This window comes from Meridianimarinicoccus zhengii (assembly GCF_003254465.1).
Classification (GTDB): domain Bacteria; phylum Pseudomonadota; class Alphaproteobacteria; order Rhodobacterales; family Rhodobacteraceae; genus Meridianimarinicoccus; species Meridianimarinicoccus zhengii.
In genome coordinates, this window is sequence record NZ_QDFI01000029.1 from 22,021 (window position 1) to 35,256 (window position 13,236).

The window sequence follows — 13,236 nt, forward strand, 5'->3', positions numbered from 1 at the left end:
CATGGCCGATCTGCCGCGAACCGGCACGCCCGCGCCCGCCGCCCCCGGCCGTCTGCGCAAGGCATGGGACAGCGATATCGTCTGGTCTTTCCGCCATGCGCCGGTGGCTGTCGTGTCGCTGGTCGTCGTCACGCTCATGGTGCTGGCAGCGGTGTTCGCGCCCTTGATCGCACCCTACGACCCGTTCGATCCCGGCACGCTGAACCTGATGAACGGGTTCACGCCGCCGATGGAGCCCAACGCCTTCACCGGCGACACGTTCTGGCTGGGTACGGACGACCAGGGCCGCGACGTGTTCTCCACGATCCTTTTCGGGCTGCGGATATCGCTGTTCGTGGGGTTCATGGCGGTGGCGCTGGCGATGGTGCTGGGCATCACGCTGGGGCTGCTGGCGGGATATCTGGGCGGCTGGGTCGACACGATCATCATGCGCGTGGCCGACGTGCAGCTGACCTTTCCGGCGATCCTCGTCGCCATGCTGATCTTCGGGGTCGCCAAGGGCATCACGCCGCCCGAGTTGCGCAACGAGGTGGCGATCTGGGTGCTGATCCTCGCCATCGGCCTGTCGGACTGGGTGCAGTTCGCCCGCGTCGTGCGCGGCGCGACACTGGTGGAGAAAAGCCGCGATTACGTCGCCGCCGCGCGGCTGATCGGGCGGGGGTCGGGCGCGATCATGCTGCGCCATATCCTGCCCAACGTGCTGTCGCCCGTGCTGGTGATCGCCACGATTTCGCTGGCGCTGGCGATCATCGCCGAGGCAACGCTGAGCTTCCTCGGCATCGGCGCGCCGCCCACGCAACCCAGCCTCGGCACGCTGATCCGGATCGGGCAGGGGTTCCTGTTCTCGGGCGAGTGGTGGATCCTCCTGTTTCCGGCGGCGACCTTGCTGGCGCTCGCGCTGGCGGTGAACCTGCTGGGCGACTGGCTGCGCGACGCGCTGAACCCGAGGCTGCGGTGATGGCGCCGGTCCTTTCCCTCCGCAACCTCACCGTCGAGATACCGACCCGCCACGGCGTGCTGCGCCCCGTGGACAGTGTCAGCTACGACATCGTGGCGGGGGAGATACTTGGCGTCGTGGGTGAGTCCGGCGCGGGCAAGTCCATGGCGGGCAACGCGGTCATCGGCCTGCTGAACCGCCCCGCGCGGATCACGGGCGGGGAGGTCTGGCTGAACGGCGCGCGGATCGACAACCTGCCGCCCGAGGGCTTGCGCAAGCTGCGCGGCAAGCGGATCGGGATGGTGTTCCAGGACCCGCTCACCAGCCTCAACCCGCTTCTGACCGTGGGCGACCAGATCGCCGAGACGATCCTGGAACACCTTCCCGTCAGCCGGGCGGAGGCACGGGAACGCGCCATCGCGGCCTTGGAGGAGGTGGGCATCCCCGCCGCGCGCGACCGGGTCGACAGCTATCCGCACGCGTTTTCCGGCGGCATGCGGCAACGGGTGGTGATCGCGCTGGCGCTCTGTGCCGAACCGGATCTGGTGATCGCGGACGAGCCCACGACCGCGCTCGATGTCAGCGTGCAGGCGCAGATCATCGTGCTGCTGAAGCGGCTGTGCCGCGAACGGGGCACGGCGGTGATGCTTGTCACCCACGACATGGGCGTGATCGCCGAGGCGGCAGACCGCGTGGCGGTCATGTATGCCGGACGGCTGGCCGAGATCGGGCCGGTGGCTGACGTGATCCAGCACCCGCGCCATCCCTACACGGCGGGGCTGATGGGCTCGACCCCCGGCGCGTCGCAGGGGCAGGCGCGGCTCACGCAGATCCCCGGTGCCATGCCACGGCTGGATGCGATGCCGCCGGGCTGCGCGTTCCACCCGCGTTGCCCGCGGCGCGGCCCCGGCTGCGACATTGACCCGCCGCCCGTCCGCGCGCCCGACGCGCGGGCCGCCTGCCACTATCCGCTGACCGTGGCCGAGGACGTGACCGCATGAAGGATACAGAATCCCCGGCACTGGTCCGCGTCCGCAACCTGACCCGCGTGTTCGACGTGTCGAAACCGTGGCTCAACCGGGTGCTGGAACGGCTGCCGCGCGCGCTGCTGACCGCCGTGTCGGACGTGAGCTTCGATATCCCCGAAAAGGGTGTCTATGCGCTGGTCGGCGAAAGCGGGTCGGGCAAGTCCACCATCGGCAAAATGATTGTGGGGCTTCTGCCGCCGTCGGACGGGTCGGTGTTGATCCGCGACACCGATCTGGCCACGGAACGCGACCCTGCCCGTATCGCCGCAGCCCGGTCGGAAATCCAGATGATATTCCAGGACCCCTATGCCAGCTTGAACCCCCGATGGCGGGTGCGCGACATCATCGCGGAGCCCGTGACCGCGCGCGGCGGGGATGCGTCAGGTCTGGCCGAGCGTCTGCTGGAACAGGTCGGACTCGCGGCGCGGGACGCGGGAAAATACCCGCACGAATTTTCCGGCGGACAGCGGCAGCGCATCTGCATCGCGCGGGCGCTCGCGGCGAACCCCAAGCTGATCGTGTGCGACGAGCCGACATCGGCGCTCGACGTGTCGGTGCAGGCGCAGGTGCTGAACCTGATGTCCGACCTGAAGGACGAATTCGGGCTGACCTACCTGTTCATCAGCCACGACCTGACGGTGGTGCGCCACATGGCCGACACGATCGGCGTGCTGTATCTGGGCCGGCTGGTGGAGGAAGCCCCGGCCGAGGCGCTGTTCGACAATCCGCGCCATCCCTACACGCGGATGCTGTTCGCCGCCGCCCCGCGGATGGATGCCTTCGGCCGCGAGGTGGAACCCCCGAAGGGCGAGATCCCCGACCCGATCAACCCGCCGCCGGGTTGTGCCTTTCATCCGCGCTGCCCCATCGCGGTGGACCGCTGCCGCGCGGAGCGCCCCGAAATGCGCAGGCTCGGGAATGCCCGCGTGGCGTGCCACCTCGCTGAATAAGCGCGGTTTCGCGCCATCGCCGTGGTGCGGCCTGCGTCGGCTCAGGTCAATTGCAGGGATCGGGTGCGACGAGTTGACAAGCCGCGCCACAGGGGATTGCATGAAGGCACAACGCGGCGCCGTCGGGCGCGCCGTGAAACATGCATCAACAGGGGAGAACAGGATGCTGAACCACTTCAAGCTGGCTGCAGTCGGGATCGCGATGGGGGCCATGGCCGCACCCGTTGCGCAGGCGCAGGAATTCTTCACCATCGGCACCGGTGGCGTGACCGGGGTCTATTACCCCACCGGCGGCGCGATCTGCCGTCTCGTGAACCAGGGGCGCCGGGAACATGGGCTGCGCTGCTCGGTGGAATCCACCGGCGGCTCCGTCTACAACCTCAACACCATCCGCGCGGGCGAACTGGAATTCGGCGTCGCCCAGTCCGACTGGCAGTACCACGCGTATAACGGCACCTCGTCCTTCAGCGATGCCGGCCCGTTCGAAGGTCTTCGGGCGGTGTTTTCGGTCCATCCCGAACCCTTCACCGTGGTGGCGCGTGCCGATGCGGGTATCGTGAATTTCGAGGATCTGAAAGGCAAGCGGGTCAATATCGGCAACCCCGGTTCGGGCCAGCGCGGCACGATGGAAGTTCTCCTGGAGGCCTATGGCTGGACCACGGACGACTTCGAACTCGCGACCGAACTGCGCCCGGCGGAACAGTCGGCGGCCCTGTGCGACAATCAGATCGACGCGATGGTCTACACCGTCGGTCACCCCTCGGGGTCCATCCAGGAAGCGACCACGGCCTGCGACAGCGTTCTCGTGAACGTGGCCGGCCCGGTGGTCGAGCAGCTTGTGGCGGACAACGCGTTCTACCGCGTGGCGACGATCCCCGGCGGCATGTATCGCGGCAACCCGGAAGACGTGACGACCTTCGGCGTCGGCGCGACCTTCGTGACCTCCACCGACGTGCCCGAGGATACGGTCTATACGCTTGTCAGCTCGGTCTTCGAGAATTTCGAGGCGTTCACCCAGCTGCACCCGGCTTTCGCCAACCTGAAGAAGGAAGAAATGGTGCGCGACGGGCTTTCCGCGCCGCTCCATGATGGCGCCGTGCGGTACTACCGCGAAGCCGGTCTGATGGACTGACACGAACCGGACCGGGGGCCACAGCGCCCCCGGTTTTTCATATGGTCGGCAAGGGGATCGGCGATGGCGAGCGACAAGAATAGCGGTCTTTCCGAGGCAGAGCTTCAGGAACTCGTCAACGCAAGCGACGCCGGATCGCGCGATCCGGGTGGGAATATCGCGATCCTGATCGCTGCGATCGCGTTGGTCTGGTCGATCTTCCAGGTCGTGCTGGCGTCGCCCCTGTCGAACCAGCTTCTGCCCGGCGATCTGATCAACAATTCGCGCCAGATCCACCTGGCTTTCGCGATCTTCCTCGCATTCCTCGCCTATCCCGCGCTGAAATCGAGCCCCCGTCACTATATCCCCGTCCAGGACTGGGCGATGGCGGGCATCGGTGCGTTTCTCGCGCTGTACGGATACTTCTTCTACGACAAGATCGTGCAGAGCGGCGGGTTGGCCGATGACATGGACAAGTGGTTCGCGCTGGCCGGGCTTCTTCTGCTGTTCGAGGCCGCGCGCCGCGCGCTCGGCCCCGCCATGGCGATCATCGCCACGATCTTTCTTGCCTATGTCTTCTTCGGCTCGGCGCCCTGGGTGCCCGATGTCATCCAGTGGAACGGCGCGAGCCTGCAAAAGGCCATGAGCCACATGTGGATCACGTCCGAGGGCGTGTTCGGCATCGCGCTCGGCGTCTCCACCCGCTTCGTGTTCCTGTTCGTGCTGTTCGGTGCCCTTTTGGACAAGGCTGGTGCGGGCAATTACTTCATCAAGATGGCATTCGGCGCGCTCGGCCACCTGCGCGGTGGTCCCGCCAAGGCGGCAGTCGTCGGCTCTGCGGCCACCGGGCTGATCTCGGGCTCGTCCATTGCCAACGTCGTGACCACCGGCACATTCACCATCCCGCTGATGAAACGGGTGGGGTTCACCAAGGAACAGGCTGGATCGGTCGAGGTCGCCAGTTCGGTGAACGGCCAGATCATGCCGCCGGTGATGGGCGCCGCTGCCTTCCTGATGGTGGAATACGTGGGGATTTCCTATGTTCAGGTCATCACCCACGCCTTCCTTCCCGCGTCGATCAGCTATATCGCGCTCGTCTACATCGTGCATCTCGAAGCGGTGAAGCGCAACATGCCGACGCTGGGGAACCGGGTCGTCAGCATGGGGCGCACCATCGGCGGCATGGCGGCGTTCTTCGCGGGCTTCGCCGCGCTGTGTTACGGTGTGCAGTATCCGGTCGGCTGGATCGTGGCGCTGGTGCCCGAGGGCGCTGGCTGGGTCCTCGCGGCGCTGGTCTTCGCGGCCTATGTGGGGCTGCTGTGGCTCGCCTCCGGCGTGCCGGACCTCGAACCCGACGATCCTAATGCCGAGGAAGTGGAACTGCCCGTCGTAGGCGAGATCTACAAGTCCGGCCTCTATTACCTTCTTCCGATCATCGTTCTGGTCTACTTCCTGATGATCGAGCAGAAATCGCCGGGCCTGTCGGCCTTCTGGGCCACGTTCCTTCTGTTCGGCATCCTGCTGACGCAGCGCCCGCTGAAGGCGATGTTCCGCGGCGAAGGCCAGATCGGATCGGCCACGACGGCCGGTGTGCTGGACCTGATTTCCGGCATGATCACCGGCGCGCGCAACATGATCGGCATCGGGCTGGCGACGGCGACCGCCGGGGTGATCGTGGGGACCGTGACGCTGACAGGCATCGGGCAGGTGATGGCCGACCTGGTGGAATTCGTGTCCGGCGGAAACCTTGTCGCGATGCTGGTCTTCGTCGGCATCCTGTCGCTGATCCTCGGGATGGGCCTGCCGACGACGGCCAACTACATCGTTGTCAGTTCGCTCATGGCGGCGGTCGTGGTGGAACTGGGGGCGCAGTCCGGGCTTATCGTGCCGCTGATCGCGGTGCACCTGTTCGTGTTCTACTTCGGGATCATGGCGGACGTCACACCACCGGTGGGACTGGCGAGCTTCGCCGCCGCCGCAGTGTCCGGGGGGGATGCCATCCGCACCGGGTTCGTGGCGTTCTTCTACAGCCTGCGCACGATCATCCTGCCCTTCATGTTCATCTTCAATACGGATCTCCTGCTGATCGATGTGGGGCTGGTGCAGGGGATCGTGGTGTTCATCGTGGCCACCGTCGCGATCCTCGTGTTCACGGCGGGCACCATGGGTTACTTCCTGACCAAGTCGAACATCGTGGAAAGCGTCGTGCTGGTGCTGGTCGCCTTCGCGCTGTTCCGGCCCGATTTCTTCATGGACCGCATCACGCCGCCTTTCGAGAACGTGCCACCCACCCAGATCGAGGAGGCGCTGGGGCGGGCGCAACCCGGCGGAACCGTGCGCGTCATCGTTCGCGGGCCGGATTTCATGACCGGCACGCCGCGGGAACGGACGCTCGCCTTGCCCGTCGAGGGCGAAGGCGCCAGCGGGGCCGACAGGCTGGGCCAGCTTGGCCTGTCCTTCATGCCGGACGGCGAGATCATGGCGATGGACGAACCGATGTTCGGCACGCCCTTTTCGGAGAAACTGAGCGAGTTCGATTTCTATGGCGACGCTCCGGTGACGCTGGCCGAGGTCAAGATGCCCGCGGACCAGTTGCCCAAGGAACTTGTCTGGATACCGGCGCTGCTGTTGCTGGGGGGCGTGGCCTTCCTGCAGAACGCGCGGTCAGGACGTGAACAGGAAGCCACAGCATGACCGGTATCGTTCTTTGCGCCCTCGACGTCAGCCAACCCGCACATGAAACCCCCGTGCTGCGCAGGGCCGCCCAGCTGGCCGAACTTGACCAGGCCCGGCTCGACGTCATGACCGTGCTGCCAGATTTCGGCACGTCCATGGTGGGAAGCTATTTCAAGGCCGACTATCACGAACACGCGGTCGCGGAAGCGCGCAAGGCGCTCGGGGAACTATGCGAAGCTGTCCTGGGTGCGGAGCTGAACGCGCAAACGCGCCACATCGTCAGCACCGGCACGGTCTACGAAGAGGTGCTGCGCGTCGCCCGCGTGGACGGGGCCGCGCTGATCGTCATCGGCTCGCACCGCCCGGCGCTGCGGGACTATCTGCTCGGGCCGAATGCCAGCCGCGTGGTGCGCCATTCCGACTGTTCGGTCTTCGTGGTCCGCGACGCCTGAGCGGATTGCAGCGGTCATGACCCTGCGCGACGCCGTCCATGTCACTGCGCTCACGCTTGCGCTCGGCTGGCTTCTTGTCGTCGGCAAGACGGTAATCCTGCCGGTCGTCGTGGCGATCATGCTGACCTATGTCCTCGTCGGTGCGGTGCACGGGCTGCTGTCACTGCCGATGGGACGCCGGCTGCCGGTCTGGCTGGCCTATGTCGTGGTTCTGACGCTGTTCGCCCTTGCGCTGACCGGGATCAGCCTGATGATCGTGGCCAACCTGCGCGACATCGCCCGCAGCGAGCTTGCCGTGCAGGACGGATTGCTGGCGCTGATCGAGCGGGCTGCGCCCTGGTTCGGCTATGGCGAGACGATGGAACCCGATGCGCTGCGCGCGGCGCTGCTGGAACGGCTCGACCTGCCGGGGCTGTCGCTGGACCTGCTGTCCACGCTTGCCTCCGCCAGTGGCTATACCGTGCTGATCGCGACCTACATGGTCTTCATGGTGGCAGAGCGTGCGCCGCTTGGGCGCAAGATCGACCTTGTGCTACCGGATACCGGGAACCGGGGCGCGGCGGTGGCAATCTTCCAGCGGATCAACCGCCAGATTGTGACTTACCTTTCCACCAAGACGCTGATCAACGTGATCGTCGCCCTGATATCCTGGGTGCTGATGAAGGTCATGGGGATCGAGAACGCGGCTTTCTGGGCGTTCCTGATCGGCCTGTTCAACTACATCCCCTATGTGGGGTCCATGCTGGGGGTGGGCGTCGTGCTGGTCTACGTGATCCTGACCACGGGCAGCCTGCGCCTGACCTTCGTCGCGCTGATCCTGCTGACCGCGGCGCAGGTCTATGTCGGCAACTGGCTGGAGCCGCGCGTGATGAGCCGGTCGATGAATCTCAGCCCGCTCACGGTGCTGCTGGCCCTTGTGCTGTGGGCGTCGCTCTGGGGGCTGCCGGGGGCGATCATCGCGGTCCCGATGACATCCATCCTGCTGATCGCGCTGGCGCAATTCCGGACTACGCGCGCCGTGGCCGTGCTGGCTTCGCGCAACGGCACGCTCTACTGACGCGCCGCTTCCGTCTTCTGTCCAGATATACCCTGGGCGAATTGGTGCCCTGCGCCAAAAGGCGGCCAGCGGCCCCCTTGCATCCCTAGAAATCCGCGCGGACGCCCGGCAGGTTCAGCGCGTTCACGAGATCGCGCAGTTCCTGCCGGGCCGCGATGTTCGACAGGCTCAGGCTGCCGCCCCCGGTGTCGCGGAGGTCCAGGAGCGTCAGCCCGCGCGGGAAAAGCTCGCGAAAGATCACCCGCTCGGCAAAGCCGGGCGCCACGCGGAACCCGATCCGTTTCGACAGGTCCGACAAGGCGTCGCCCACACGTTTCTTGTTGTGCATCTGCTGGCGGCCCATCCGGTTGCGGATCACCAGCCAGTCGATGGGCTTCAGCCCCGCCTGCGCGCGCAACTGCCGCGCGTTCCAGACCATTTCCGCATAGACCGACGGGCCCGTGATGCGCCCGCTGTCGGGGTCGTGGCGCGCCAGCAGGTCGAAATCGATGAAACTGTCGTTAAGCGGCGTGACCAGCGTGTCGGCCATGGAATGAGCGAGCTGGCTCAGCCGCGTGTGGCTGCCGGGGCAGTCGATCAGCAGGAAATCCGATGCCGGTTCCAGTTCGTTGATCGCCGCGTCGAGCCGCAGGTCGTAAGCGTTCTGCCCGTCGGGCACCGCAGCCGCGTCAATCTCGGGCAGCGGAAGGTAGCGCGGCATCGGCAGGTGCAGCCCCTCGCGGCGGCAGAACGCCTCCCGGTTCTCGGCATAGCGCCCGAATGACCGCTGCCGCAGGTCAAGGTCCAGCCCCCCCACGCGGTATCCCATCCGCGCCAGCGCGGTCGCCAGATGCATGGTCGTCGTGGACTTGCCGGAGCCGCCCTTTTCGTTGCCGATCACGATGATATGGGCCACGCATCCCCCTTGGTCCTGCCATGTACGCAGGTCCGGGGCCCGCGCGCGCCGACACTAGGACCTGTCGCGGCGGTTGCAAAGCGGGAACGCGCGGTGGCCTGGGTCAGACCTTCTGCGCCGCCGCGATGACGGCCGCGTCGAGCCCGTCGCCGCCCGCGGCCACGTGGTCGCGCAGTTGCGCGCGCATGCGTGGGTCCCAGTAGTCGCGGATATGGGCCGCCACGTGTTCTGCCGCAACGTCGCCCGGCTGGGTCTTGAAGAACCCGGCGATTTGGTTAGCCATGCGGATCAGCTTGTCAGGCGACATGGGGCACCTCAGGGTCGATGCGGTGGGGATGGGCGTAGATCTCGAACCCGCTGCCGCGCGCGAATGCGGCCACGGTGATGCCTGCGCCTGCCGCAAGTTCAACGGCCTGCGCCGTGGGTGCCGACACGGCGATCAGAACGGGACACCCAGCAATGGCGCATTTCTGGACCAATTCCACCGACAGGCGTGATGTGAGCACGAAGGCCCCGGTCGCCGGGTCGATCCCGTCCCGCGCAAGCGCACCGATCAGCTTGTCGAGCGCGTTGTGCCGTCCCACATCCTCTCGCGCCGCCACGACGCCGTGGCCGGGCACCAGGAACCCGGCGGCATGGGCGGCATGCGTGCGGTCATGTAGCGGCTGGTGCGTGCGCAGGTCGTCCCCGGCCCGTGCCACGTCGTCCCGCGTCAGCCGCAGGTCCCCGCCGCCGACAGCGGGCAGGGGGCGCGCCGCCTGTTCCAGACTGTCGATCCCGCACAGCCCGCAGCCCACCGGCCCGGCCATGAAGCGGCGCCGCGCGGCCAGCGCCGCCGCGCGGTCGCCGCGCAGCCACAACCGCGCCTCGATGCCCTGCGGGTGATGGGCCTGATCGTAATCTTCGATCTCCGACGGATCGGAGATCACCCCTTCGGTCAACGCGAAGCCCGTGGCGAAATCCCGGATATCCGCAGGCGTCGCCATCATCACCGCCAGTGTCGTGCCATTGCAGACGACCGCCAGCGGCACCTCCTGCGGCAGGGTGCGATGGGCCCGCACGCTGCCATCCGCGCGGATGGCGCGGCCCGGCACGCTGCGGCTGGTCGCGGCGGTACCGGCCATGGCGGTCACTCCGCCGCCGGCAGCACGCGCCGCGCGCGGGCCGACTGGTCCGCATATTCCCGCTGCCATCCGGTCGGGCCGTTGGAGGGGCTGACCTGCACCGCCGTCACCTTGTATTCGGGGCAGTTGGTGGCCCAGTCGGAATGATCGGTCGTCACCACGTTGGCCTGCGTGTCCGGGTGGTGGAAGGTCGTATAGACCACGCCCGGCCCGACTCGGTCGGTGATCTGCGCGCGCAGCGCCGTTTCCCCGGCGCGCGAGGCCACGCGCACCCAGTCGCCGTCGCGGATGCCGCGCTGTTCGGCATCGTGAGGGTGGATTTCCAGCCGGTCCTCGCCGTGCCAGACCGTGTTCGCGGTGCGCCGGGTCTGGGCGCCCACGTTGTACTGGCTGAGAATGCGCCCCGTGGTCAGCAGAAGCGGAAAGCGCGGGCCGCTGCGTTCCTCGGTCGCGATATACTCGGTGACGATGAACCGCCCCTTGCCGCGCATGAACTGATCCACATGCATCAGCGGCGTGCCTTCGGGATGGTCGTCGTTGCACGGCCATTGCACCGATCCCAGCCGGTCCAGCAGATCATAGGTGACGCCTGCGAAGCTGGGCGTGGTCGCCGCGATCTCGGCCATGATCTGGTCAGGGTGTGTGTAATCCCACTCCGCGCCCATGGCATTGGCGAGCGCTTGCGTGACCTCCCAGTCAGCAAATCCGTTGCGGGGTGCCATGACCCGGCGCACACGGTTGATCCGCCGCTCGGCATTGGTGAAGGTGCCGTCCTTTTCCAGAAAGGTCGATCCGGGCAGGAAGACATGGGCGTAATTCGCCGTCTCGTTCAGGAAAAGGTCGTGGACGATCACGCAATCCATCGCCGCAAGCCCCGCCGCGACATGGCGGGTATCGGGGTCGGATTGCAGGATATCCTCGCCCTGGATGTAAATTCCGCGGAACGTGCCCTCCACCGCCGCGTCGAGCATGTTGGGAATGCGCAGGCCCGGTTCCGGGTCGATCTCCACGCCCCATGCCGACTCGAACACGGCGCGCACATCGGCGTTCTTCACATGCCGGTAGCCCGGCAGTTCGTGCGGGAACGAGCCCATGTCGCACGCGCCCTGCACGTTGTTCTGGCCGCGCAGCGGGTTCACGCCGACGCCCGGCCGGCCGATATTGCCGGTCAGCATGGCAAGGTTGGCGATGGCCATGACCGTGGTCGATCCTTGGCTGTGTTCGGTCACGCCAAGCCCGTAATAGATCGCCCCGTTCCCACCGGTCGCGAACATGCGGGCTGCCGCGCGCAGGTCTGCCGCGGGCACGCCGGTTTGCGCCTCCACCGCCTCGGGTGCATGGCGCGGGTCGGCCACGAACTCGGCATAGGCCGCGTAGTCGTCCGGCTCGCAGCGCCCGGCGATAAAGGCGTGGTCCTGAAGCCCCTCGGTCACGATGACATGGGCCATCGCGGTCAGCACGGCGACGTTGGTGCCGGGCCGCAGGGGCAGGTGATGGGCCGCCGCCACATGGGCCGAGCGCACGAGGTCGATCCGGCGCGGGTCGATCACGATCAGCTTCGCGCCCGCCCGCAGCCGTTTCTTCAGCCGGCTGGCGAAGACCGGGTGACCGTCGGTCGGGTTCGCGCCGATGACGATGACGACGTCTGTATGTTCGACGCTGTCGAAGTCCTGCGTGCCGGCGGACGTGCCGAAGGTCTGGCCCAGCCCGTAACCCGTGGGTGAATGGCACACGCGCGCGCAGGTATCGGTGTTGTTGTTGCGGAACACAGCGCGGGCGAGTTTCTGAACGAGGAAGGTTTCTTCGTTCGTGCAGCGGCTTGAGGTGATGACGCCGATGGCGTTCCGTCCATGGTCGGCCTGGATGCCGCGCAGGCGGTCGGCGGCGAAGCCAAGTGCCTCGTTCCAGGACACCTCGCGCCAGGGTTCGTCGATGCTGTCGCGGATCATCGGGTTCAGGATGCGGTCGGGATGGGCGGCATAGCCCCAGGCAAAGCGCCCCTTCACGCAGCTATGCCCGCGATTGGCCTTGCCGTGTTTCCATGGCACCATTCGCACCAGTTGGTCGCCTTGCAGTTCCGCCTTGAACGAACATCCGACACCGCAATAGGCGCAGGTGGTCACGACCGACCGCGCGGGCGTGCCGATCTCGATCACGGATTTCTCCTGCAGGGTCGCGGTCGGGCAGGCCTGCACGCAGGCGCCGCAACTGACGCAGTCGGAGGTCAGGAAGTCGTCGTCCGGACCGCCCGCCTTCACCCGGCTGTCGAAACCGCGCCCTTCGATGGTCAGCGCGAAGGTCCCCTGCACCTCTTCGCAGGCGCGCACGCAGCGCGAGCAGACGATGCATTTCGCCGGATCGAAGTTGAAATAAGGATTGCTGTCGTCCTTGGGCCGCCATTCCGGGTTGGCCGCGCCGCTGGTGTCCCGCGGAGCGAAATGGTTGGCGAGGCCGGCGCCTTCGGGCGCGGCGTAGCGCACGTCGCGCAGGCCCACGGCCCCGGCCATGTCCTGCAATTCGCAATCGCCATTGGCCGAACAGGTCAGGCAGTCGAGCGGGTGGTCGGAGATGTAGAGTTCCATCACCCCGCGCCGCAGTTTCTGCAGCTTGGCATTCTGGGTGGTGACAACCATGCCTTCGGCCACCGGCGTCGTGCAGGAGGCGGGCGTGCCGCGACGGCCTTCGATCTCCACCACGCACAGGCGGCAGGACCCGAACGCGTCTAGGCTGTCGGTGGCGCAAAGCTTCGGCACCGGGATGTCCGCCATCGCCGCGGCGCGCATGACCGACGTGCCCTCGGGCACCGTCACTGCCACCCCGTCGATGGTCAGCGTGACGGGCGCGCCGGCCGCCGCCGGCGTGCCGAGGTCGCGGTCGTCGGCGGGCAGGATGAAGTCCTTCATGGGCGGGTGCCTTTCTCCGGACGACAGTCGCGGCGAGTCCAGAATTTTACTCTAAAATTCTGTCTTGCGGGTGTGGCGGGCCATGACGCGCCCATCCGGTGTC

At 66.9% G+C, this 13,236-nt stretch carries 11 protein-coding genes; 7 read left to right on the forward strand and 4 right to left on the reverse strand.

Annotated elements, in window-relative coordinates:
- Position 1 precedes the first annotated feature (1 nt).
- The 7 genes from DDE13_RS10980 (at position 2) to DDE13_RS11010 (ending at position 8,211) form a co-directional block, all read left to right on the forward strand.
- Complete coding sequence (locus DDE13_RS10980; protein WP_111404131.1) at positions 2 to 958, forward strand: ABC transporter permease; 957 nt, start codon at positions 2 to 4, stop codon at positions 956 to 958.
- A complete protein-coding gene (locus DDE13_RS10985; protein WP_111404132.1) occupies positions 955 to 1,938 on the forward strand; it encodes an ABC transporter ATP-binding protein in 984 nt (327 codons plus the stop codon). Before DDE13_RS10980 ends, DDE13_RS10985 begins: the two co-directional genes overlap by 4 nt.
- A complete protein-coding gene (locus tag DDE13_RS10990; protein ID WP_111404133.1) occupies positions 1,935 to 2,915 on the forward strand; it encodes an ABC transporter ATP-binding protein in 981 nt (326 codons plus the stop codon). The genes DDE13_RS10985 and DDE13_RS10990 overlap by 4 nt, the downstream gene beginning before the upstream one ends.
- 163 nt (positions 2,916 to 3,078) lie before the next feature.
- A complete protein-coding gene (locus DDE13_RS10995; protein ID WP_111404134.1) occupies positions 3,079 to 4,047 on the forward strand; it encodes a TAXI family TRAP transporter solute-binding subunit in 969 nt (322 codons plus the stop codon).
- Positions 4,048 to 4,110: 63 nt separating this feature from the next.
- Positions 4,111 to 6,720, forward strand: a complete 2,610-nt coding sequence (locus tag DDE13_RS11000; RefSeq protein ID WP_111404135.1) for a TRAP transporter permease — start codon at positions 4,111 to 4,113, stop codon at positions 6,718 to 6,720.
- Positions 6,717 to 7,154: a universal stress protein gene (locus tag DDE13_RS11005; RefSeq protein ID WP_111404136.1), complete on the forward strand. Its 438-nt coding sequence runs from the start codon at positions 6,717 to 6,719 to the stop codon at positions 7,152 to 7,154. The genes DDE13_RS11000 and DDE13_RS11005 overlap by 4 nt, the downstream gene beginning before the upstream one ends.
- 16 nt (positions 7,155 to 7,170) lie before the next feature.
- Positions 7,171 to 8,211: an AI-2E family transporter gene (locus DDE13_RS11010; protein WP_162630953.1), complete on the forward strand. Its 1,041-nt coding sequence runs from the start codon at positions 7,171 to 7,173 to the stop codon at positions 8,209 to 8,211.
- 85 nt (positions 8,212 to 8,296) lie between these two features.
- Here DDE13_RS11010 and DDE13_RS11015 read toward each other — a convergent pair whose 3' ends face one another.
- The 4 genes from DDE13_RS11015 to fdhF form a co-directional block, all read right to left on the reverse strand.
- Complete coding sequence (locus DDE13_RS11015) at positions 8,297 to 9,106, reverse strand: division plane positioning ATPase MipZ (RefSeq protein ID WP_111404138.1); 810 nt, start codon at positions 9,104 to 9,106, stop codon at positions 8,297 to 8,299.
- A 103-nt stretch (positions 9,107 to 9,209) separates the two neighbouring features.
- A complete protein-coding gene (locus tag DDE13_RS11020) occupies positions 9,210 to 9,389 on the reverse strand; it encodes a formate dehydrogenase subunit delta (RefSeq protein ID WP_394340299.1) in 180 nt (59 codons plus the stop codon).
- A 13-nt stretch (positions 9,390 to 9,402) separates the two neighbouring features.
- Entirely contained in the window at positions 9,403 to 10,230 is an 828-nt protein-coding gene (fdhD, locus tag DDE13_RS11025; protein ID WP_111404140.1) for a formate dehydrogenase accessory sulfurtransferase FdhD, read from the reverse strand.
- Between the two features lie 5 nt (positions 10,231 to 10,235).
- Positions 10,236 to 13,133, reverse strand: coding sequence for a formate dehydrogenase subunit alpha (fdhF, locus tag DDE13_RS11030; RefSeq protein WP_111404141.1), 2,898 nt, complete (start codon positions 13,131 to 13,133; stop codon positions 10,236 to 10,238).
- Between the last annotated feature and the right edge of the window lie 103 nt (positions 13,134 to 13,236).

Coding starts and splice junctions, on each gene's coding strand:
- DDE13_RS10980 (WP_111404131.1), top strand. CDS start 2: ATGGCCGATCTGCCGCGAACCGGCACGCCCGCGCCCGCCGCCCCCGGC.
- DDE13_RS10990 (WP_111404133.1), top strand. CDS start 1,935: ATGAAGGATACAGAATCCCCGGCACTGGTCCGCGTCCGCAACCTGACC.
- DDE13_RS10995 (WP_111404134.1), top strand. CDS start 3,079: ATGCTGAACCACTTCAAGCTGGCTGCAGTCGGGATCGCGATGGGGGCC.
- DDE13_RS11000 (WP_111404135.1), top strand. CDS start 4,111: ATGGCGAGCGACAAGAATAGCGGTCTTTCCGAGGCAGAGCTTCAGGAA.
- DDE13_RS11005 (WP_111404136.1), top strand. CDS start 6,717: ATGACCGGTATCGTTCTTTGCGCCCTCGACGTCAGCCAACCCGCACAT.
- DDE13_RS11010 (WP_162630953.1), top strand. CDS start 7,171: ATGACCCTGCGCGACGCCGTCCATGTCACTGCGCTCACGCTTGCGCTC.
- DDE13_RS11020 (WP_394340299.1), bottom strand. CDS start 9,389: ATGGCTAACCAAATCGCCGGGTTCTTCAAGACCCAGCCGGGCGACGTT.
- fdhD (WP_111404140.1), bottom strand. CDS start 10,230: ATGGCCGGTACCGCCGCGACCAGCCGCAGCGTGCCGGGCCGCGCCATC.
- fdhF (WP_111404141.1), bottom strand. CDS start 13,133: ATGAAGGACTTCATCCTGCCCGCCGACGACCGCGACCTCGGCACGCCG.